The organism is Adhaeribacter aquaticus DSM 16391 (genome assembly GCF_000473365.1).
GTDB classification, from domain to species: domain Bacteria; phylum Bacteroidota; class Bacteroidia; order Cytophagales; family Hymenobacteraceae; genus Adhaeribacter; species Adhaeribacter aquaticus.
On sequence record NZ_KI421517.1, the window covers coordinates 4,118,138 to 4,139,334 of the forward strand.

The 21,197-nt window shown below is 39.0% G+C and carries 18 protein-coding genes; 8 read left to right on the top strand and 10 right to left on the bottom strand.

What is annotated here, in order from left to right; all coding sequences use genetic code 11:
• Positions 1 to 371: 371 nt before the first annotated feature.
• From ADHAQ_RS0120500 to ADHAQ_RS0120515, 4 genes are all read left to right on the top strand, one after another.
• Entirely contained in the window at positions 372 to 2,945 is a 2,574-nt protein-coding gene (locus ADHAQ_RS0120500; protein ID WP_026464524.1) for a phosphoenolpyruvate carboxylase, read from the top strand.
• Positions 2,946 to 3,022: 77 nt separating this feature from the next.
• Entirely contained in the window at positions 3,023 to 3,907 is an 885-nt protein-coding gene (locus ADHAQ_RS0120505; RefSeq protein WP_026464525.1) for a DMT family transporter, read from the top strand.
• 92 nt (positions 3,908 to 3,999) lie between these two features.
• Positions 4,000 to 5,163, top strand: coding sequence for a hypothetical protein (locus ADHAQ_RS0120510; protein WP_026464526.1), 1,164 nt, complete (start codon positions 4,000 to 4,002; stop codon positions 5,161 to 5,163).
• A gap of 1 nt (position 5,164) precedes the next feature.
• Complete coding sequence (locus tag ADHAQ_RS0120515; RefSeq protein ID WP_026464527.1) at positions 5,165 to 5,818, top strand: HD domain-containing protein; 654 nt, start codon at positions 5,165 to 5,167, stop codon at positions 5,816 to 5,818.
• A gap of 227 nt (positions 5,819 to 6,045) precedes the next feature.
• Here the strand turns inward: ADHAQ_RS0120515 and argH are convergent, their stop codons facing one another.
• From argH to ADHAQ_RS0120560, 9 genes are all read right to left on the bottom strand, one after another.
• The gene (gene argH / locus ADHAQ_RS0120520) at positions 6,046 to 7,380 is read right to left on the bottom strand and encodes an argininosuccinate lyase (protein WP_026464528.1); all 1,335 of its coding nucleotides are present in this window, start codon (positions 7,378 to 7,380) and stop codon (positions 6,046 to 6,048) included.
• A 200-nt stretch (positions 7,381 to 7,580) separates the two neighbouring features.
• Positions 7,581 to 8,702, bottom strand: a complete 1,122-nt coding sequence (locus ADHAQ_RS26525) for a M20 family metallo-hydrolase (RefSeq protein ID WP_034256965.1) — start codon at positions 8,700 to 8,702, stop codon at positions 7,581 to 7,583.
• Positions 8,703 to 8,721: 19 nt separating this feature from the next.
• A complete protein-coding gene (proC, locus tag ADHAQ_RS0120530) occupies positions 8,722 to 9,540 on the bottom strand; it encodes a pyrroline-5-carboxylate reductase (protein WP_026464529.1) in 819 nt (272 codons plus the stop codon).
• Between the two features lie 23 nt (positions 9,541 to 9,563).
• The gene (gene argB, locus ADHAQ_RS0120535) at positions 9,564 to 10,361 is read right to left on the bottom strand and encodes an acetylglutamate kinase (RefSeq protein WP_026464530.1); all 798 of its coding nucleotides are present in this window, start codon (positions 10,359 to 10,361) and stop codon (positions 9,564 to 9,566) included.
• Entirely contained in the window at positions 10,361 to 11,323 is a 963-nt protein-coding gene (locus tag ADHAQ_RS0120540; RefSeq protein ID WP_026464531.1) for a Rossmann-fold NAD(P)-binding domain-containing protein, read from the bottom strand. Before ADHAQ_RS0120540 ends, argB begins: the two co-directional genes overlap by 1 nt.
• Positions 11,323 to 12,462, bottom strand: coding sequence for an aspartate aminotransferase family protein (locus ADHAQ_RS0120545; RefSeq protein WP_026464532.1), 1,140 nt, complete (start codon positions 12,460 to 12,462; stop codon positions 11,323 to 11,325). Before ADHAQ_RS0120545 ends, ADHAQ_RS0120540 begins: the two co-directional genes overlap by 1 nt.
• 154 nt (positions 12,463 to 12,616) lie before the next feature.
• Complete coding sequence (gene argC, locus ADHAQ_RS0120550) at positions 12,617 to 13,618, bottom strand: N-acetyl-gamma-glutamyl-phosphate reductase (protein WP_026464533.1); 1,002 nt, start codon at positions 13,616 to 13,618, stop codon at positions 12,617 to 12,619.
• Positions 13,605 to 14,795: an argininosuccinate synthase gene (argG, locus tag ADHAQ_RS0120555; protein ID WP_026464534.1), complete on the bottom strand. Its 1,191-nt coding sequence runs from the start codon at positions 14,793 to 14,795 to the stop codon at positions 13,605 to 13,607. The genes argC and argG overlap by 14 nt, the downstream gene beginning before the upstream one ends.
• Before the next feature lie 90 nt (positions 14,796 to 14,885).
• Positions 14,886 to 15,662: an N-acetyltransferase gene (locus ADHAQ_RS0120560; protein ID WP_051360060.1), complete on the bottom strand. Its 777-nt coding sequence runs from the start codon at positions 15,660 to 15,662 to the stop codon at positions 14,886 to 14,888.
• A gap of 481 nt (positions 15,663 to 16,143) precedes the next feature.
• Here ADHAQ_RS0120560 and ADHAQ_RS0120565 point away from each other — a divergent pair, with 481 nt between their 5' ends.
• Positions 16,144 to 17,001: a prephenate dehydrogenase gene (locus ADHAQ_RS0120565; protein WP_026464536.1), complete on the top strand. Its 858-nt coding sequence runs from the start codon at positions 16,144 to 16,146 to the stop codon at positions 16,999 to 17,001.
• Positions 17,002 to 17,109: 108 nt separating this feature from the next.
• Here the strand turns inward: ADHAQ_RS0120565 and ADHAQ_RS0120570 are convergent, their stop codons facing one another.
• Complete coding sequence (locus tag ADHAQ_RS0120570; RefSeq protein WP_169728022.1) at positions 17,110 to 17,667, bottom strand: heme NO-binding domain-containing protein; 558 nt, start codon at positions 17,665 to 17,667, stop codon at positions 17,110 to 17,112.
• A gap of 520 nt (positions 17,668 to 18,187) precedes the next feature.
• On the opposite strand from ADHAQ_RS0120570, the gene ADHAQ_RS0120580 reads away from it, so the two are divergent.
• The 3 genes from ADHAQ_RS0120580 to ADHAQ_RS0120590 all read left to right on the top strand — a co-directional run bounded on the left by ADHAQ_RS0120580 (position 18,188) and on the right by ADHAQ_RS0120590 (position 21,003).
• Complete coding sequence (locus tag ADHAQ_RS0120580; protein WP_026464538.1) at positions 18,188 to 18,901, top strand: dihydrofolate reductase family protein; 714 nt, start codon at positions 18,188 to 18,190, stop codon at positions 18,899 to 18,901.
• A 268-nt stretch (positions 18,902 to 19,169) separates the two neighbouring features.
• Complete coding sequence (locus ADHAQ_RS0120585; protein ID WP_026464539.1) at positions 19,170 to 20,015, top strand: helix-turn-helix domain-containing protein; 846 nt, start codon at positions 19,170 to 19,172, stop codon at positions 20,013 to 20,015.
• Between the two features lie 685 nt (positions 20,016 to 20,700).
• Positions 20,701 to 21,003, top strand: a complete 303-nt coding sequence (locus tag ADHAQ_RS0120590) for an SH3 domain-containing protein (protein ID WP_157433476.1) — start codon at positions 20,701 to 20,703, stop codon at positions 21,001 to 21,003.
• The last annotated feature ends 194 nt before the right edge of the window (positions 21,004 to 21,197 follow it).

The window sequence follows — 21,197 nt, forward strand, 5'->3', positions numbered from 1 at the left end:
AATAGCTGTATATAACTAAAACATCACTAAATCAAAAAGCCACTTTTATTAGTGGCTTTTTGATTTAGTGATGTTAATAATAAGAACAGAACTATAAAACAGCAACTTCTACTGGTATAAAAAGCGCCGGAAATGATTTAAATAGAACTGGTTTAAAGGAGTTGAAAGGATATTGTAAAATGTACATTATTGATTATCAATACAAACCTTTTTTAAAGGTAATATTCTGAGAATAAGCTACATTGGAGAAAATTTATTTAAATTATAAAGATTTTCAAATGTTCTAGTTGAATTTAATTTAAAAATTGTCTCTTTTTATTTCAAAAATTATAAGAAAGAGGTAGTTTTGTTCAGGAAAAACAAAGTTAATAATGAATCCTTACGCCAATAATCCCTTACAAGTATTTAAAACGCTAGTAGGGTTTAAGTACGAAATGTATAACAGCCTCTTTTCTTCGCTTCCCTTTTACCGGGTAGAGAAAACAGGTGTATTATTGTCTTTATTTTTACTTCATTGCGAAGACGGTTTAGTCAAACATTCCAGCCCCAATGAAATAATAGATTCGTTTTTCCAGCAATACACCGGCTTCGAAACCGATCAGGAAAAAATTGATTTACTTTTCCGGTTTGTTCAGTTTGCTGAACGCCAGGTGGTATTGTTTGATGCCCTGGAGGATGCTGCTTTCAACCAGATAAACGATATGCAAGGTATCGGAACAATTAAGCATTTGGAAGGTAATGTAATTCAGAACCGGGCACAAGGTTTATTATCAGCCAAGTTAAGAGATTTTGCCGTTCGTTTGGTTTTAACGGCTCATCCCACTCAGTTTTACCCAAGCGAAGTATTAGGCATTATTAATGACTTATCTAAGGCTTTGGATAGTGATAATACGGCCTTGGCCAATTCTTACCTACAACAATTGGGGAAGACTCCTTTCTTTAAACAAGAAAAACCTACCCCATACGATGAAGCGGTAAACCTGATCTGGTTCCTGGAAAATGTGTTTTATCCGGCTGCTGGCCAAATTCTATCATACTTTAAAAACCAATTCCCTAACGCTATTGATAAGAATTCAATTATCAGAATGGGCTTTTGGCCAGGCGGCGACCGCGATGGTAATCCATTTGTAAATGCAGAAATTACTTTAAATGTAGCTGAAGCATTAAGGGGCGGCATTATCAAATCCTATTACATGGATGTGCGCAAGCTGAAAAAAAGGTTGACATTTAAGCGGGTAGCCCCGGTATTAGCCGAATTAGAACAAAAGCTGTACAACAATATTTTTGTTCCGGGTTTCAAAACTGATATAACCAAAGAAGAAATTATAGCTACCCTGCAAGAAATTCGGGAAACTATTATTCGCTTGCATAATGGTTTATTTATTAACCAAGTAGATAACCTGATTAATAAAGTAGAGCTGTTCGGTCTTTATTTTGCTTCTCTGGATATTCGCCAGGATAGCTCGGTACATAACCATTTAATTGAAGTTATTTCAGAATATACCCCGGCTTTACCTGATAATTACAAAGAGCTACCAGAGGAAGAAAAAATTGAACTGCTTCTGAATGTTAACCAAACCTTAGATCCTGCTTTTTTCGAAAATGAGCTATTCCGGGATATTTTAGAAACCATTCCGGCAATAAAAACCATCCAGAAAACAAATGGCGAAGAGGGTTGCCACCGCTACATCATTAGCCACAGCACCAGCGCTATAAACGTACTGGAGGTTTATAGCTTGTTTTTGTTAAGTGGTTACCAAAAAGAAGAAATCTCCATAGATATTGTTCCACTTTTTGAAACCATTGAAGATTTAAAAAATGCCGCTGATGTTATGCAGAAGCTTTATGAAAATAAAGTTTACCGCGAACACCTGAACCGCCGTAAAAATATTCAAACCATTATGCTGGGATTCTCAGATGGTACCAAGGATGGTGGTTACTTAATGGCTAATTATAGTATTTATAAAGCGAAGGTAACCTTAAGCTACCTGTCGCAACAATACGGCATAGAGGTGGTCTTTTTTGATGGCCGGGGTGGGCCTCCAGCCAGAGGTGGTGGTAAAACGCACCAGTTTTATGCCTCCAGAGGGCGGGATATTTCTACTAAAGAAATTCAATTAACGATTCAGGGGCAAACCATTAGTTCTAACTTTGGCACCATAGATGCCGCCCGGTTTAATTTAGAGCAACTTCTTAATGCTGGTATCAGTAACGCCCTTTTTTCTACCAAAGAGAAAACCTTAACTGACGCTGAAGAAGACCTATTAGTAACGTTGGCCAGAGAAAGTTATGAAGCTTACAGCACCCTAAAAGAGCACCCGGAGTTTTTAGAGTATTTAAACTATGTAAGCCCATTGCGGTATTATGCCGAAGCTAATATTGGTAGCCGCCCATCTAAACGAAAGAGCGGAACCTTAAACCTGAATGATTTACGGGCTGTTCCTTACGTAGGAGCCTGGAGCCAGTTAAAACAAAATGTACCCGGTTACTTTGGCGTTGGCCAGGCCTTGGAAAAAATGCATGCAGCCGGTAAGTGGGACCAGGTAAAAGAAATGTATCAGGAATCCTTATTCTTTAAAACTTTATTGGATAACTGTGAGATGGCCATGAATAAATGCTGCTTCCCGGTTACGGCTTATCTGGCTGATCACCCGAAATACGGGGAATTGTGGAACCTGATGCGGGAAGAATACGAGCGGACGAAAAAATACGTGCTGAAGTTATCAGGAGCCTCTGAATTAATGGCCGACAAGCCAATTGATCAGCTTTCTATCCAGTTACGGCAACGAATTGTTTTACCTTTAGTGGTGATTCAGCAATATGCCTTAACTAAAATCCGGGAAATGGAGGAAAGCGGCGTAGACGGACAAGACAAGAAAATCTACGAAAAACTGGTAATGCGTTGCTCTTTTGGAATTATAAATGCCGAGCGAAACTCTGCTTAAAAACTGTCTTTAACAGAACAAAGCTCTGGTCATAATTCCTGATCAGAGCTTTTTCTTTTTAAATTTTGCTTAAGATCATGCGCCAGGTACTTCCGGGGTTGCTTTATGCTATGTTATGGGCTTCTGCTTCAGTAGCCACCAAAATTGGTGTTCAATTTACTCATCCGCTTATATTAGCTAACACCCGTTTTTTTATTGCCGGAGGTTTAATGTTGTTGTATGTTTATGTTCTGAAACCTACCAACCACCGCTTACCCAAAGGCAAAGAATGGCTACAGCTTATAATTTTCTCACTCCTGAATACTACAATTTATTTAGGGGCTTTTGTGTTAGCCCTAAAAGAAGTTTCTGCCGGAATTGGCAGTTTATCTACGGCCACCAATCCTTTATTTATCATGGTACTTTCTGCTGTGTGGTTACGCCGGAAAATGCGCTGGTACGAAATAGCCGGTATCATTTTAGGTTTAACAGGAGTTTGTTTAGCTACTTACCCGTTATTGGGCAACAGTTATGCAACAATTAGTGGCCTTATTATTCTGTTGATTGGAATGCTATCAGTATCAGCGGCTACGGTTTATTATGCCCGTATTACCTGGCATTTACCCAGTATTTCGGTAAATGCCTGGCAGGTAATGTTAGGTGGCCTTTTTTTATTTCCATTTACATTATATGCCTCCGAAATAAAAGATACTAACTGGTCTTTAGGATTTTGGGGAGCTGTATTCTGGTTAATAATTCCAGTATCGGTGGTAGCCCTGCAGTTATGGTTTTTCCTGGTAAAACAAGATGCTGTAAAAGCATCTCTTTGGCTATTTCTTTGCCCTATATTCGGGTTTATTTATTCCTGGTTTTTATTGGGCGAACCCATAACTTTCTATACTTTTGCTGGAACCGGCTTGGTTATTGGCGGTTTATATTTAGCACAACGCGAAAAATTTACTCAAAAAGTAAAGGTTCGGTAATTCTTTTATTCAAAGGCTAGGCTTAAATTAATTTTCTTCCTTTTAGACGAAATAGAAAAGTAAGAAGAGTGATTAGGCTTACTTCCCATACTATGCAATTAATAGAAGTAACAACTCCCCAGTTAGCTAAGGAATTTATTTTGGTTCCGGTAAAGCTTTATAAAAATGATCCTAATTTTATCCGACCTTTAGATAAGGACATTGAAGAGGTATTTGATCCGAAAAAAAATAAATTACTACGTGCTGGTAAGGTTATCAGGTGGGTTTTAAAGAGCGAAACGGGAGAAAGTATTGGCCGGGTGGCGGCATTTATTAATGCCCAAACCGCTAAAAGCTTTGAACAACCTACTGGAGGCATGGGCTTCTTTGAATGCATCAACGACCATAGAGCTGCTTTTACCTTATTCGATGCCTGTAAAAAGTGGCTGCAGGATAATGGAATGGAGGCCATGGACGGCCCCATTAACTTTGGTGACCGGGATAAGTGGTGGGGATTATTAGTAGAAGAATTTTCGCCGGCACCTTATACCACCAATTATAATTTTCCTTATTACCAGAAGCTCTTCGAAGCTTACGGGTTTCAGGTTTTTTTTAAACAACTTACCTACATCCGGGATACCCGCCAACCTTTAGAGGAACGGTACGCCGTAAAAGCGCGTCAAATTTTAAGTAACCCGGATTATACTTTTCGCCATGTAGATATGAAAGATCTGGAGAAGTATGCGGAAGATTTTAGGACTGTTTATAACAAAGCCTGGGTAAAGCACCAGGGGGTAAAGGAGATGCCGGCCGCTCAGGCTAAAATGCTGTTTAAAAGCATGAAGCCTGTACTTGACGAAAGAATTGTTTGGTACACTTATTATAAAGGTGAACCAGTGGGTTTTTTCATTGCTATTCCCGAGTTAAACCAGCTGTTCCGTTATGTTAATGGTAAGTTGGATTGGATAGGTAAACTTAAATTTGTGTTTCATAAGTGGCGGGGTGCTTGTACCCGGGCCACTGGTATTGTCTTTGGCATTACGCCGGAACACCAGCGGAAAGGAGTAGAGGCTGCCATGATTGTAGCTTCCGGGGAAGCTGTTTATTTTAATGGCAAAGTTCCTTACGATGAAATTATCATGAACTGGATTGGTGATTTTAATCCAAAAATGCTGCGGGTTTGCGAGCAAATAGGTTCCCGGGTTTATAAAACGCACCATACTTATCGTAAACTGTTCGACGAAACAAAGGAATTTAAGCGGTTACCGATTATTTAGTATGAACCAGGAAGAAATCATTTCTCAAACTGCAGAATTTATAAAAAGTAAATTTTCCGGCGAAAGTTCGGGTCATGATTGGTGGCATGTATACCGGGTGTGGCAAAATGCTTTGTACATTGCCCGAACTGAAAAGGCTGACTTATTTGTAGTTCAATTAGCAGCCTTGCTCCACGATGTAGCTGATTGGAAATTCCATGACGGAGATGAATACGCCGGAGAAAAAGCTGCCCGCCATTATCTGGAAGCGCTACAGGTACCAGAAATTACCATAAGTAATATTTGCCAGGTAATTCAGGAAATATCTTATAAAGGAGCTGGGGTAAATACCCCTATGAGTTCCCTGGAAGGAGAAATTGTGCAGGATGCAGATCGGTTAGAAGCAATTGGCGCAATAGGTATAGCCCGGGCCTTTGCCTATGGCGGTTACAAAGGCCGTGAAATTCATAACCCAGAAGCTCAACCTGAACTACACGCCAGTTTCGAAGAGTACAAGAAGAATGCTGGACCAACCACCAATCATTTTTACGAGAAGTTATTGCTGTTGAAAGATCGGATGAATACCATAACCGGAAAAACCTTAGCAAAAGAGCGCCACGAATACATGGTTAACTTTCTAGATCAGTTTTACCGCGAGTGGCATATTTCTGGTTAAGAATTAAAAAATTTAATTAGAAATAATTATTAAATATTATTTACAACTTCTAAAGTATGCGGAGTTGGCACACCCTTTTAAAAAGTGATTTTAACGCTTAAGAGTTTAAATCACTTTTTAAAAGGAATAAAAATAATCAAACAAGGATGTTTACCTTATCAGGTTTATTAAATAAAGAAGGGGGAACAAATCCCCTTTCTTTATTTAAAATTTAATACTTAAATTTTTTAATCAGCAACAAGCTCTTTTACAGCTTTTTCTACTATATCAAAATTAAAACTGGCAAGTACCTTATCCATCATAGCTGACACCTGTTCGTTCATCAGATTACCAATGCTGCCTTCGTGGGTATGATTTACTTCGGTGGGCGGGTTAAAAGTATTATTGGCAATATCAGCTCCAATGTTTTTATAGGCTTCACGGAAAGGAATCCCTTGAAGTACTTGGTTATTTACCACTTCTACGCTGAATAAATATTTATACTTTTCATCCTGCAGAATATTTTCCTTTACAATAATATTCTTCAGCATAAAGGTCATCATTTCGAGGCAGCTATTTAATTCCTGGAAAGCTGGCAAGAAGCTCTCTTTTACTAACTGTAGATCGCGGTGGTAACCAGAAGGAAGATTACCAATAATTAAAGCAATTTCATTTGGTAAACCTTGTAGTTTATTACACTTTCCCCGAATTATTTCAAATACGTCTGGATTTTTCTTATGTGGCATGATGCTGGAACCGGTGGTTAAGTCATCAGGCAACGAAATAAAACCAAAGTTCTGGTTCATGTACAAACAGGCATCCATTGCTAAACGACCAACCGTAGCAGCTACAGAAGCCAGCGCACTGCTCACATTCCGTTCGGTTTTGCCCCGGCCCATTTGAGCATATACTACATTATAATTTAAAGAATCAAACCCCAATAAATCAGTAGTCAACTGCCGGTTAAGTGGGAATGAGGAGCCATAACCAGCGGCTGATCCCAATGGGTTTTTATTACTGATTTTATAAGCCGCTTGTAAAAGAATTAAATCATCTACTAAGCTTTCGGCATAGGCGCCAAACCAAAGCCCGAAAGAAGAAGGCATAGCAATTTGCAGGTGCGTGTAACCTGGTAGTAATTTTTCTTTGTGCTGCTCGCTTAAAGATATTAATTGGTTAAACAGCTCTTGTACTCCTGAAACGGTTACCTGTATCTGGTGCCGGACAAATAATTTTAGGTCCAGCAAAACCTGGTCGTTACGGGAGCGGCCACTGTGGATTTTTTTACCTGCTTCACCCACCCGGCGGGTTAAAAGCATTTCTACCTGAGAATGAACGTCTTCAACACCTTCTTCTATCGTAAAATTTCCGTTTTCTATTTCCCGGTAAATTTGCTTTAGCTCTTTCTGTACCAGAGCCAAGTCTTCGTCCGGTAACAGGTTTATGGAATTTAACATGCGCGTATGCGCCAAAGAACCCAATACATCAAAAGGAGCAAGCATTAAATCCAATTCCCGGTCTTTGCCAACCGTAAATTGCTCTACTTCTTGTTTCACTTGAGTATCTTTTTGCCAAAGTTTCATGCCTTATAAGTAATAAGTTTTAATTGGTAAGTAATAGGTTATTTTTATTACTTAACCCTATATTGGTATTTAATTAAATCGCGTGGTAAAGTTAGTCAGGTTAAGTTTTACAACAAGGTTAATCAACAGGCAAGCTAAAATTTTTATAAAATTTATATCAAGGTAAAAGTTTTAAAAACTCAAGACTTAAAACTTACCACTTATAAATAAACACTTCCATAAACAACTTGACTCAACAGCTTGATGTAAATATCTATACCTTCTTTGATTTCGTGGAGGTAAATAAATTCATCAGCGGTGTGGGAGCGACCGGATTGGCCCGGGCCCATTTTTAACGATGGTACAGAAATCAAAGCTTGGTCCGAAGTAGTAGGAGAGCCGTAGGTAGTCCGACCTAGAGCTAATCCAGCTTGGACGATTGGGCTGTCTTTATCAATGCGGGAAGATTTTAACCTTACGGATCGTGGCTTAACTTCTGAAGCAACGTGTTCCTGAATAATTCCCAATACTTCTTCGTTTGTATAGCTATCGGTTACCCGAACATCAACGGTAAATTCGCAGCGGTCTGGCACTACGTTGTGTTGGGAACCGGCATGAATAATGGTCACACTCATTTTAACCGGACCTAAGTATTCGGATACTTTCGGGAACTGGTAAGTTTGAAACCAGCTAATATCCTGAATGGCTTTATAAATAGCATTCTCACCTTCTTCCCGGGCCGCATGCCCGGACTTCCCGTAGGCCGTACAATCCAGAACCATTAATCCTTTTTCGGCTACAGCCAAATGCATTTCGGTAGGTTCACCTACAATGGCAAATTCAATATTGCCTAGTTTCGGAAATACTAATTCCAGGCCATTTAAACCAGATACCTCTTCTTCGGCGGTAGCTGCCAGAACCAGGTTGTAAGCCAAATCTTCCTGCGGAAAAAAGTAAAGGAAAGTGGCGATTAAAGAAACCAAACACCCGCCGGCATCATTGCTGCCCAACCCAAATAGTTTTCCATCTTCTACCTGGGGCAGAAAAGGATCTTTTGTCCAGCCTTTGTTGGGTTTTACGGTATCGTGGTGCGAATTAAGTAAAATAGTGGGTAGTTCGGAATTAAAATGTTGGTTAAAAGCCCAAACATTATTTTTCTCCCGGTAAGTCGAAATGCCATGCCGCATAAAAAAGGCATTAATGTTTTCGGCAGTCTGATCTTCTTCCCGGCTGAACGATTGTATGGAAATTAATCCCTTCAATAAATCTAAGGCTTCGTTATAAAGTGTGTCGAGTTGCTCTGCACTTACAACATTATTATTAGAATTGAAGGGATTAACCATATTGAATTCTCTTGAATTGTTATTCTTTGGTATATAAATTACCTGCTTTTACCGAAGATAAGCGAATACCTTTTATTAATGCTGAGCTAAAGCCCTCGTGTTCCATTTCGTTGAGGCCAGCAATAGTGCAACCTCTAGGAGAGGTCACTTTATCAATCTCGTTTTCCGGGTGACTACCGTTAGTTAATAAAAGCGAAGCGGCACCTTTAGCGGTTTGCGCCGCCATGTGTAAGGCTTCGGCCGCATGGAACCCGATTTCAACGCCCCCCTGAGAAGCCGCCCGAATGGCCCGCAAAAAGAAAGCAATACCACAAGCACATAAGGCGGTAGCCGAAGTCATTAATTCTTCATGAATTTCTACCGTGTCGCCAACCGTATCAAAAATATCTTTTACTTTCTCCATGTTGTCCAAGGAGGCATTGCTGGTAGCTAAACAGGTCATGGATTCCTGGATAGCGATAGCCGTATTGGGCATGGCCCGCACTACCTGAACTGGTTTGGCAACCCGGTCGGTAACATCTTTAACGGTTACGCCGGATGCAATGGAAATTAATAGATGCTTCTCCGGATTTACTTCTTCCTTGATGGCATCTAATAAAATATTTAGTTGTTGCGGCAAAACAGCAATAACCACAATGTTGGCTTGCGCTACTGCCTGCGCATTATCCGAAGTAATCTGGTAACCTTCCTGAGCAAAAGAGGAGAGGGCCGTTAGGGTACGACGGGTAATAATTATTTGATTAGGCGCATATTTACCAGATTTTACCAAGCCTTTGGCTAGGGCCAGACCCATATTACCGCCACCCAGAATGGCAATAGTTTCAGAGGAAGTTGTCATAACTTATATACTAAATAGTATTATTAAGCAGATAATTCAGTACCGGCTTTTTCTTTCTTTTCTAAAATATTTAAAACCTCATCGGCATGGCAAATAAATACCGATTTTACTCCGGCATTGATAGCGTTAAAAGCATTATCCAGTTTTGGGATCATGCCTTGCACAATGGTACCATCTTGCTTTAGTTCCTGGTATTTATCAGGTGTAATTTTATTGATTACTGAATTATCATCTTCAATATCTGCCAACACGCCTTTTTTCTCGAAGCAATAGGTCAGGTTGGTTTCATAAATATCGGACATAGCTACTGCCAGGGTAGAGGCAATGGTATCGGCATTGGTATTCAATAAATTGCCTTGACCATCGTGGGTAAGCGGCGCAAAAATCGGTGTCATGCCATTATCAATAAACAAAGCCAGCTTTTGCCCATCAATTGCTCCTTCGGCAATATCTCCTACAAACCCGTAATCAATAGCTTTAACCGGACGTTTGGTAGCTGGAATTAAATTGGCATCGGCGCCAGTTAGACCAATAGCATAACAATTATAGGCTTGCAGTTTAGCGACAATATTCTTGTTTACCAAGCCGCCATATACCATCGTCACCACGCGTAACGTTTCGGCATCGGTAATGCGGCGACCATCCACCATTTTAGCTTCAATGCCCAAACCTTTGCTAACTTCGGTCGCTATTTTTCCTCCCCCGTGTACCAATATTTTAGGGCCGGTAATCTGGGCAAAATCATGCAAAAACTGGTTTAACTTGGCTTCATTGTCAATTATATTGCCGCCTATTTTAATGACGTTCACTACTTTTTTCATTAAGCCGGAGAAAAATTTGTTTCAAGCATTCTTTTTAATACTGCCTGCGCCGCCCATACCCGGTTGCCAGCTTCCTGAATTACTAAAGAGTTTGGCCCATCCAGAATATCGTGGCTTAATTCCATGCCCCGGCGTACTGGTAAGCAATGCATTACTTTGGCATTATTGGTAACACCCAAACGCTCTTGGGTTAAGAGCCAGCTTTGATCGGTGCTTAACACTTTGCCATAATCCTGGAAAGACGACCAGTTTTTTACATAAATAAAATCAGCATCAGCTAAAGCCTCTTCCTGGTTGTAAGTAATGGTCGCTCCATTGGTAAACTGAGTATCCAGTTCATAGCCTTCCGGGTGGGTTATCACAAAATCTACCTCGGCGGCACACATCCATTCGGCAAAAGAATTAGGTACAGCCTGTGGCAAAGCTTTTACGTGCGGTGCCCAGGTTAATACCACTTTTGGCCGACGGCCTTCCGGTTTATTTTCGGTTATTGTAATTAAATCGGCTAAACTTTGTAACGGGTGCCGGGTACCAGATTCCAGACTAATCAGTGGAATACCGGAAAATTTAATAAATTTATTCAGGATATCTTCACTGTAGTCTTCGTCCCGGTCCTTTAAACCCGGAAAAGAGCGGATAGCCAATATATCAAAATATTGTCCCATAACCCCGGCTGCTTCACGGATGTGCTCTACGGTAGTGCCGTTCATAATTACACCATCCTGCGTTTCCAATGCCCAGCCTTCTTTGTCAATATTCATGACAATGGCTTCCATTCCCAAATTGGCCGCTGCTTTTTGCGAACTTAAACGGGTGCGTAAGCTAGGGTTCAGGAATATCAGACCTAAGGTTTTATTCCGACCTAAATCTTTATAAGCAAAAGGGTTTCTTTTTAAAACCAGTGCTTCTGTTACTAAAGCCGAAATATCAGCTACATCTTTAACCGAAGTAAATTGTCTCATTAAACCAGTGTTTTAGAAAGTACTTGCGTAAAGGCTTGCAGGAAAATATCTGCTTCTTCTTTTTTCAGGTTAAGCGCCGGTAAAATGCGCAAGGTATTTTTATTAGAAGCCGAACCAGTAAATATCTTGTGCTCTTTCAGTAATTCGTTGCGTAATTCAGCTATTGGTGATGCCATTTCCACGCCAATCATTAAGCCCTGGCCACGTACTTCTACCACACCTTCTACCTGGCGTAATTGCTCAATCAGGTAATTACCTACTTCAGCAGCATTTTCTACTAGATTTTCTTCTTTGATTACGTCTAATACCGCAATAGAAGCCGCACAAGCTAAATAATTGCCACCAAAAGTAGTACCTAACAGGCCGTATTTAGGCTGAAATTTCGGGCTTAGCAAAATACCACCAACCGGGAAACCGTTGCCCATACCTTTGGCCATGGTAATAATATCGGCTTTCACATCAGAGTATTGGTGGGCAAAGAATTTACCGGAACGTCCGTAACCAGACTGAATTTCGTCTAAGATCAATACAATATTATGCTGGTCGCAGAACTGGCGAATTTGAGTCAAGAACTCATTGGTAGGGGTATAAACACCGCCAATTCCTTGAATACCTTCAATAATGACCGCACAAATTTCTTCCGGATTCTCTACGTTTTGCAGGGCTTCTGCATCATTTAACGGCAGAAATATTACTTCATGCCCCTTGTTAATGGGTGCTTGAATAGATTTATCGTCGGTAGCGGCTACACCAGCCGAAGTACGTCCGTGGAAAGATTTGTTAAACGAAATTACTTTTTTCCGACCGTTATAGAAAGAAGCAGCCTTTAAAGCGTTTTCGTTGGCTTCGGCACCGGAGTTTATCAGGAATAAACTATAATCCGGGTAACCGCATAATTCAGCCATTTTATCGGCTAATTCCTGTTGTTGCGGAATTTGAACAGAATTAGAGTAAAAACCAATTTGATTTATCTGATCGGTTAATTTTTGCACATAGTGCGGGTGTGTATGGCCAATAGAAATAACCGCATGGCCACCGTATAAATCTAAATATTTTGTTCCTTTATCGTCCCAAACATAAGAACCCTGGGCTTTTACAGGGGTGATATCGAAGAGGGGATAAACATCGAATAATTTCATAGTACGTTGTACGTTAGACGTTTTACGTTATAAGTTTAGAGAGGAGAAAGACTTACTAATTCACTATTGTCACTTAGGAGGGAACTTGTTCATTGATTGCAAACAAGTTTCCTCCTAAATGACATATATAGTTTAGTTGTCTTACTTTATTATCTTAGAAACCAGATGGTTTAATCCTTAAGCCAGTAGTTTCTTCCAGACCGAATAATAAATTCATGTTTTGTACCGCTTGTCCGGAGGCACCTTTCAATAAATTATCAATCATGCTGATGATAACTAATTGATCGTCTACTTTATCTACGTAAACAATGCCTTTATTTGTATTTACTACCTGCTTTAGGTGCGGATTAACTTTGGAAATATGTACGAAGGGATGATTGGCAAAAAACGCTTCGTAAATATTCCTGGCTTCTTCCAGACTTAAATTAGTTTGTAAATAACAAGTTGTGATAATACCTCTGGTAAAATTGCCCCGGTAAGGTACAAAATGAATGGCCGGTAAGGTTTCTGATTGTAATAAACCTAAACTTTGCCTGATCTCCTGTAAGTGCTGGTGATTGAACAACTTATAAGTTGAAACATTGCTATCCCGCCAGCTAAAATGGCTGGTTTCGGTTAAACTTTGTCCGGCCCCGGTAGAACCCGTTATTCCACTAATATGTACCGCTGATGTTAAACCATTCTTGCTCGCCAAAGGCAATAAAGCCAATTGAATACAGGTAGCAAAACAACCTGGATTGGCAATATTATTGGCTTTGGTTATTTCGTCGCGCTGCAATTCTGGTAAGCCGTAAACAAAATCACGACCTTCAAAATTAGCCGTATCGTTCAACCGGAAATCCTGACTAAGGTCAATAATTTTAACCGAAGCAGGAAAGTTTTGCTCGGTTAAAAATTTCTTAGCCGCTCCGTGACCTACGCACAAAAATAATACATCAATGTCGGTGGAGAATTCGGTGCTAAAGGTTAACTCCGTTTCGCCTAATAAATCGGTATGAACCTGGTATAAATATTTGCCACCGTTACTGGAGCTGTGAACAAAAGTTATTTCGGCGTTTGGGTGGTTCAGAAGCAAACGTACAAGCTCCCCGCCGGTATAACCGGCACCACCGGCTATACCAACACGTATTTTAGACCCCGTATTAAGAATGGCCATTAACTTTGTGGTAAATCATGGTCTGGTTACCAAATATTTTAGAGAAGCCTTTAACATCTTCACCAGTCCAACTGTTGTTCATTTCGCCGTAAGAACCAAACTTAGACGACATTAAATCGTGCTCTGATTCGATACCTACCACGTAGAAACGGTAAGGCGCTAAACCAACGGTAACCGTACCCGATACAGTTGTCTGTGTATCTTCCAAAAATTTTTCCACGTTGCGCATTACCGGATCCAGGAACTGGCCTTCGTGCAATAAATTACCGTACCAAACTGCTAACTGGTCTTTCCAGTACAATTGCCATTTAGTAAGTGTGTGTTTCTCTAAAGCGTGGTGCGCTTTAATAATAATCATAGGGGCAGCAGCTTCGAAACCAACCCGACCTTTAATGCCAATAATGGTATCGCCTACGTGTATATCACGTCCCACTCCAAAAGGAGCAGCAACTTCATTTAATTTCTGAATGGCTTCAACCGGGTTATCGAAACGTTGTTCGTTTACACCTTTCAATTCGCCTTTTTCAAAAATCAATTTTACTTCTTCCGGATTTTGTTTGGTTACCTGAGTTGGCCAGGCTTCTTCCGGTAAATAACCAAAGGAGGTAAGGGTTTCTTTTCCACCAACAGAGGTGCCCCACAAGCCTTTGTTTATGGAATAAGCAGCTTTTTCAAAATTCATTTCCACACCCAGGTTCTTCAGGTAATCTATTTCTTCCTGGCGGGATAATTTCATGTCCCGGATAGGTGTTAAAATTTCCACATCCGGACACATAATGTTAAAGATCATATCAAAACGCACCTGGTCGTTACCGGCTCCGGTACTACCGTGGGCTACATAATCTGCTCCAATTTCTTTTGCATAACGGGCAATAGCTAATGCCTGGTAAACCCGCTCGGCACTAACCGAAAGTGGATAAGTGTTATTTTTTAGAACGTTTCCAAAAATAAGGTATTTAATACAGCTGTTGTAATAATCGTCGGTTTCGTCGATAGTAAGGTGCTTCGCCACGCCCAGGTTATAGGCCCGTCTTTCTATTTCCTGTAATTCTTCGGCAGAAAAACCACCGGTATTTACAATGGCCGAATGAACTTCTAAATTCAACTCATTCGCTAAATATTTAACACAGTACGAGGTGTCGAGGCCGCCACTAAAGGCTAATACCACTTTTTTCATTTTCGGAAAGCTAAAATTTTATTGTTTTATTATTAAGAGCCAAAATTAAGCGGTAGATTTTAATATCCACCACTTAATTTCAGATAATAGCTACAGTAAATTGGCCAGGAAAAATTTTAAGGAGAATTTGCTTGGGTTGCCGGTTAATACCTGTTTTTTAAACAACATTAACTTTTCCAGTATGCCGCCACTTTTTACAAATTCAACCGAGCCTTCTTCCTTTACAAGGTTATCAGGAGATTCTTTTTGTTTTGGTTCTTCTTTTTTCTGTTTGTTTTCCTGTGCCGGATCGTAAAGCATGGCAGTACATAAGCAGTTTTTACGCTCCTTCATAGTTAAAATTTCGTAATTTATACAGCTTTTGCAGCCTGCCCAGAAAGCATCATCATCAGTTAGCTCCGAATAAGTTACCGGGCGGTATCCTAAATCAGAGTTAATTTTCATGACAGCCAGGCCAGTGGTTAACCCAAATATTTTAGCTTCCGGATATTTTTTCCGGGAAAGTTCAAATACTTTTTCTTTGATACGCTTTGCCAGTCCACTTTGGCGAAAATTAGGCGAAACAATTAGACCAGAATTAGCCACGTACTCACCGTGTCCCCAGGTTTCAATATAGCAGAAACCACCCCAAACGTTGTCGTGACTTAAAGCAATAACCGCTTTCCCTTCCGCCATTTTTTCTTTAATGTACTCAGGAGAACGCTTGGCTATACCGGTGCCACGTAATTTTGCCGAAGACTCCATTTCATCCACAATAATTTGGGCAAACTGGAAGTGGTCGGCAGTAGCCACTTGTATGATAAAATCTGCATCAACTGTTGGCGGAACCAATGGTTGAGAGGTTACAGATTTATTTTTTTCAAACATTAGATTAAATAAATATTTAAAAATGAATAAAAATCCTGCTAAGGAATACTAAAAATTTAAAAAGAAGTTCGGGAAAAGACAGCGACTACGTAAGCCACCAACAACAGATTATGCCCGCAAGGGGTACACCTGTCTATATGCAGGACTATATAATGGAGTCGCAACAGCCACTAACACACGCAGGGCAGCTAACATATTGCGATATAGGATTTGGTTCTCCATTGAGGTTAAATTCGCGGCAAAAGTAATAAAATTTCTTATTTTCAAAACGCTTGTTTTTAAAAATTTGTTAAAATAAAATTTTATTTAGTTTTACCCCTGATTGCCAACGAAAAATAGCTGGCTTTCAGACATCAAAACTATAAAAAAATATAGGTTATTTTAGTTCAAAATAATGGTTTAAAACCTTTAAAACGCATATTATATTTTTGTTATTTTATCAGGATTTGGAAATTAATCAAGAAGTGTGTCATTTAGCACCATGAATATTTGTATTGTGGGCCTGGGCTTATTAGGTGGGTCTTTTGCCTTAGGTTTAAAAGAAAAGCGAAAAGATTTATTTTTTATTGGCGTAGATAATAACCCACAGCACGCTGCCAAGGCGCTTGAACTTGGCTTGGCTGATGAAATATTGCCTTTGGAAGAAGCGGTTGCAAAATCACAATTGATTGTACTGGCCATACCTGTAAATGCCATTATTGCTTTGTTACCTAAAGTTTTGGATTTACTTCCGGCCGATGCCACCCTTATAGATTTTGGTTCTACAAAAGAATTAATTTCTCAAACCGCGGAAAACCACCCTAAAAGAAACCAGTTTGTGCCGGTACACCCCATAGCTGGTACCGAAAACTCCGGACCGGAAGCGGCCTTTGCAGAGCTGCTCCACCAGAAGATTATGATTTTATGTGATCAGGAGAAATGCTTGCCTGGTTCTGTAGCATTGGTAGAAGCCTTATGTCGCGACCTGAATATGCGTCTGAGTTACATGGATTCTATTTCGCATGATTTGCACCTGGCTTATGTGTCGCACCTGAGCCACATTAGTTCTTTTGCTTTGGGAGCTACTGTATTAGAAAAAGAGCGCGATGAGGAAAACATCTTTAATATGGCAGGGTCCGGTTTTTCTTCTACCGTTAGGTTAGCTAAAAGCTCGCCAGATATGTGGGCACCTATTTTTACACAAAATAGTCGTAATATCTCGGCAGCCCTCGATAGTTACATTAAAAAGTTACAGGAGTTTAAAGAATTTATTGATACCCAAAACGAAAGTGCTAGTTACGAACTAATGCAGAAAACAAATGAAATCCGAAGGATTTTAAATGGTATTGATAAAAAGTAATTTACTTTTTATCAATAAAAATAAAGCTTTTCATCGCTAGGCAGTTTTACTGGTATTTGGAAATAACCAGGTAAAACTGCCTAGCGATGAAAAATGGTTATGTACTAATTATTCGAAATCAACCAGAATCTGGACCTTTTCGGCAGCGGGCTGAGAAAGACGAATTACAGTAACTTTATCGCTTTCTTGGTAATACCTGGCAATGCCCCTAATAATGCCTACCGCTACGCCCGACATGCGGCGTTTAGAAGTGTAATTAATTATCAGTCGTTTTTCTCCTTGCTTGGTTACCAATAATTTGGGTGGCGAGGTCCTTTTATCCTGCGACTTTACAGCACCGTGCATTTTTTCTTCCGTGTAGATTAACATCTCATAGGTGCACCAGGCAGGATCCAGGTAATCTTTATACATTTCAATCAAGTCTGGCACCATAAATTCGCCAAACTTTTCCATAAAGTCATAAACCGGAATCTCCATTTTTTCGGCTACCTCGTGCACAATAGCGAATAGTTCATCCGTTGGATACATGCCATGCATGGGATAAGAAGTTCTTTCAACTCCAACTTTTTTAAGTAAATCCATCCATGTACTATAATCATAATTGCTCTCTACAAATTTCCGAAGCATTACAAAAATAGAACCATGCATTAAATTTTGTTTATTCATCTTTTTACTAACAATCCCCATAAAGCTCTGGGAATTTATTTAATGTATAACGCTGGTTGCCTTAACCCAGCAGCCTCAAGTAAATATACTTGATTAAAAATTTTATAAACCATGCTTAAACCGTTATAATAAACTTGAACGGTTTAAAAAGTTTAATAAGAGCGAAACAATTTAAATATTTGAGAATCTTATTTAACTAAGTTTCATACCATCCATCTTTCAGGAGATACTACTTTCTTTTTGGTACAGAGAGGGGCAGGTATACCAATAATGGAAGAACAGAATGCCATTATAAATTATTTTCACTTCAGCAAAGATAAACGGAAAGCAAAAACCAACAAATTTCACTTAAAATTAAGCAAATCATATACGCTTAAAATGTAAAGTAAGAAAGAATTAACTAGCAACTACAGTAATAAAGTTTTATTACCTATTAATTTTTCTTTCGGATTAAGTAATATTGTAAAGTTTTACCTCTGGTGTAAAAGCAATTTTTATATAATTACTTAATATTAAAGTGATGTTAAATACTGAAAAACCTTATGTTATTTGTCATATGCTGGGCTCAGTAGATGGGCGCATAAAGCAAAACATTTGGGGTTTTAAAGATCATCATAAGTATTTTGAGGAAACTGCCGAAAAAATAACTGCCGATGCCTGGCTGGTAGGGCGGGTTACCATGCAGGAGTTCTCCAGCAAGAATACATATTCTATTGAAGCAGACAGAACCCACATTCCTAAAATAGATTATGTGGCTGACCAGCCGGTTAAATCGTTTGCCGTAGTCATAGACCCGTCCGGTAAATGTTTCTGGGATACCAATATGGTATCGACTGAACATGTAATAGAAGTGCTGACAGAAAAAGTGCCAACTGGTTACCTGGAGCATTTAAGGAGCAAAAATGTATCCTATATATTTGGCGGAAAAGAAGAACTTGACCTGGATTTGGTATTAAAGAAACTATACCACCTTTTCCAGATTAAGACAGTTCGGATAGATGGTGGTGGCCATGTAAATGGTTCGTTTTTGCAGGCAGGCTTAATAGATGAATTTAGCCTTGTACTAGCTCCGGTTGCAGATGGCGCTATAGGTTCGCCCACCGTATTTGAAGTGGCTGAAGGCTACGAAAACCGAAAAGCTACTCAATTTAAAATAAAATCTGTTGAGCAGATTTATGATGACTTTCTTTGGATTCGTTATCAGGTAATAAAAGAAACTGATACCAACCGTTAAAATTTATAAGTATTTAAATAAAAAGATTAAAAAAGTAAACTAAACTACTTATCTAAGGTATAATTTATTGGTACTTTAAATAAGTAGTTTAACAAAAGCTGTATCCTTTTAAGGAACAAGACGCTACGTGTTCTTTATCTTTTATTAAAGATAATAGAACTAAAGTCTTTAAAGGCTTATTCTCCTGCTTTACCTATCAAAGCATCCTGAAAAGGTTTGGTAAAGTTGTTCCTATAAGCGCTTGGTTATAATTCTTTCAGCCAGAAAAATGATTATAACTTCTGAAGCAGCACCTTCTCCTGAATTAATACCTTATGTACGCTGCTATACCTACCGGGAATTTAATACCCATGGTTCCGACTTAAGAAAGCCTTGGTTTGCTGCTCACGAAATTACAATGGTTTTCTTTTTTAAAGATAAACCGGTGCATTTTATAAATCCGCAAACCGGACAGTTTTTGCAAGGTGGCTGCTTTGGTGGGGTAACAGGATTAGGCACTCAGTTTAACGGAGATATGGCTTTTAATGGCTGTTATTCCTTTTTTGAAATAGTATTCAACCCAACTGGTTTTCATAAAATATTTAGGTTGCTCCCTCAGGAGTTTACGAATTACGTAATTAACTTGGATGATGTATTTGGCAGGGCAGTAAGAGAATTTTATGAAAAATTAGGTGAGGCATCCTCCCTTACCGAAATGGTAAACTTAACCAATACCTTTCTACAAGATTGCCTTCAAAAATCAAAACTACCCACTGCCCCGGATAATATTACCAGGATTTCTACTATTATTCTTAAAAATGCAGGGCATGTTAATGTAGATCAACTCGCCAAGGAAGCCAACATGAGTAAAAGAAATTTTGAGCGGCATTTTTCTGAACAAGTAGGATTATCCCCTAAATTATTTTGCTGTGTTACCCGGTTTAATAAAGCTTTCAAGATAAAATTAGAAAACCCGAAAAAAAGCTGGACAGAAATAGCCAACCAATGTGGTTATTTTGACCAGATGCACCTGATAAAAGAGTTTAAAAAGTTTGCCGGTAGCAGTCCTTCCATGTGTTATAATCTGTCACCATTGCGCGAAGAAATTTATACGGCCCGGGTGGGTACAGAATAAATTGTCGTTTTTTTACTATTTTTCTAGCAGATAAAATAGGTAAATTTGAAACACTAAAGAAACTAAAAGTAGGTAACTCTAGACTGGTAAAGGAATAGGCCGATTTTAAAATATATCGAATTATTTAACCTACTTCCACCTCTCATTTGCTAATGTAACAACATTGGCTGCTCTCCTTTGCTACCTGGTATACAGGTTTATATAAATACACAATATTGACTAATTTATTTGCTTTCCTAAAGCTGCTTAGTAGTTCTGTTCAGAAGAGGGACTGTTGCTACTTGTGGGTTTATCACCGCCATTGCTAATGCTTCTTCTATACTTTTTGCTGATGTAAAAAAGCCGGAAGGGCTGGGATATTATTTAATAATATAAAACCTTATTAGCTACACTTTAAGAAGATGATAATAGGCCGAAAGAAAATCTTTACAACAAGCTTTACTAAAGGTTTCTATTGGAAATGTGAGCTGCTTCTGATTTCCTTACTCTCTTGATTTTCCTCTGATTTACCTGGTTTTTATTTAAACCGGGAGGAGGAAAAACGATGGTAAATACTATCTCGAGAAGGATAAAATCATAATCTATTCCACTAAGGTAAATGCCTAAACCTTATGTTTATTTTTGCTGCCATATAGTAGATTTTAATGTTGTTGAATCCGCTAGTTTTTATTTAAAACCCAAAACCATGAAAAAAATTTTATTTACGTTTGTAGCTTTATTACTACAAGCCATAATTTGTTTTAATGCCTTTAGTGGCAATGAAATAATAGCCCAAGCCAGTTGCGAAGGGGTAAAAATGTATCGCCAACCCGGCACGTCTACTGAGGTACTCAGGAGCCTGAACAGTACCGATAGAATGGTTGTTGTCCGCCGTTTCAATAACACCTGGACCATTGTTACTATAAACAACCAGGTAGGTTATGTTTTACATTCAGAATTAAGAAATCCTTCTGTACAAACACTAGCCCTGCATAAAAGCAAAAAATAATTAGTTTTCTTAAACAGAAAAGCATCTACCCAGATGCTTTTCTGTTTAATTTACCTTTTGTGGTGGATGAAAAATTAGGTTAATGCAATTACCTAAAAAGGATAGATAAGATTAATTATCTAATTTTAACCAAACCAAAAACATAGAATTATAGTAGAAAAAAGTTGGAATATACTAAACTGGGAGTTTCTTCA

Excerpts from the sequence above, each read along its gene's own strand:
- ADHAQ_RS0120500 (WP_026464524.1), top strand. The coding sequence starts at position 372 with ATGAATCCTTACGCCAATAATCCCTTACAAGTATTTAAAACGCTAGTA.
- ADHAQ_RS0120505 (WP_026464525.1), top strand. The coding sequence starts at position 3,023 with ATGCGCCAGGTACTTCCGGGGTTGCTTTATGCTATGTTATGGGCTTCT.
- ADHAQ_RS0120510 (WP_026464526.1), top strand. The coding sequence starts at position 4,000 with ATGCAATTAATAGAAGTAACAACTCCCCAGTTAGCTAAGGAATTTATT.
- ADHAQ_RS0120515 (WP_026464527.1), top strand. The coding sequence starts at position 5,165 with ATGAACCAGGAAGAAATCATTTCTCAAACTGCAGAATTTATAAAAAGT.
- argH (WP_026464528.1), bottom strand. The coding sequence starts at position 7,380 with ATGAAACTTTGGCAAAAAGATACTCAAGTGAAACAAGAAGTAGAGCAA.
- ADHAQ_RS26525 (WP_034256965.1), bottom strand. The coding sequence starts at position 8,702 with ATGGTTAATCCCTTCAATTCTAATAATAATGTTGTAAGTGCAGAGCAA.
- proC (WP_026464529.1), bottom strand. The coding sequence starts at position 9,540 with ATGACAACTTCCTCTGAAACTATTGCCATTCTGGGTGGCGGTAATATG.
- argB (WP_026464530.1), bottom strand. The coding sequence starts at position 10,361 with ATGAAAAAAGTAGTGAACGTCATTAAAATAGGCGGCAATATAATTGAC.
- ADHAQ_RS0120540 (WP_026464531.1), bottom strand. The coding sequence starts at position 11,323 with ATGAGACAATTTACTTCGGTTAAAGATGTAGCTGATATTTCGGCTTTA.
- ADHAQ_RS0120545 (WP_026464532.1), bottom strand. The coding sequence starts at position 12,462 with ATGAAATTATTCGATGTTTATCCCCTCTTCGATATCACCCCTGTAAAA.
- argC (WP_026464533.1), bottom strand. The coding sequence starts at position 13,618 with ATGGCCATTCTTAATACGGGGTCTAAAATACGTGTTGGTATAGCCGGT.
- argG (WP_026464534.1), bottom strand. The coding sequence starts at position 14,795 with ATGAAAAAAGTGGTATTAGCCTTTAGTGGCGGCCTCGACACCTCGTAC.
- ADHAQ_RS0120560 (WP_051360060.1), bottom strand. The coding sequence starts at position 15,662 with ATGTTTGAAAAAAATAAATCTGTAACCTCTCAACCATTGGTTCCGCCA.
- ADHAQ_RS0120565 (WP_026464536.1), top strand. The coding sequence starts at position 16,144 with ATGAATATTTGTATTGTGGGCCTGGGCTTATTAGGTGGGTCTTTTGCC.
- ADHAQ_RS0120570 (WP_169728022.1), bottom strand. The coding sequence starts at position 17,667 with ATGAATAAACAAAATTTAATGCATGGTTCTATTTTTGTAATGCTTCGG.
- ADHAQ_RS0120580 (WP_026464538.1), top strand. The coding sequence starts at position 18,188 with ATGTTAAATACTGAAAAACCTTATGTTATTTGTCATATGCTGGGCTCA.
- ADHAQ_RS0120585 (WP_026464539.1), top strand. The coding sequence starts at position 19,170 with ATGATTATAACTTCTGAAGCAGCACCTTCTCCTGAATTAATACCTTAT.
- ADHAQ_RS0120590 (WP_157433476.1), top strand. The coding sequence starts at position 20,701 with ATGAAAAAAATTTTATTTACGTTTGTAGCTTTATTACTACAAGCCATA.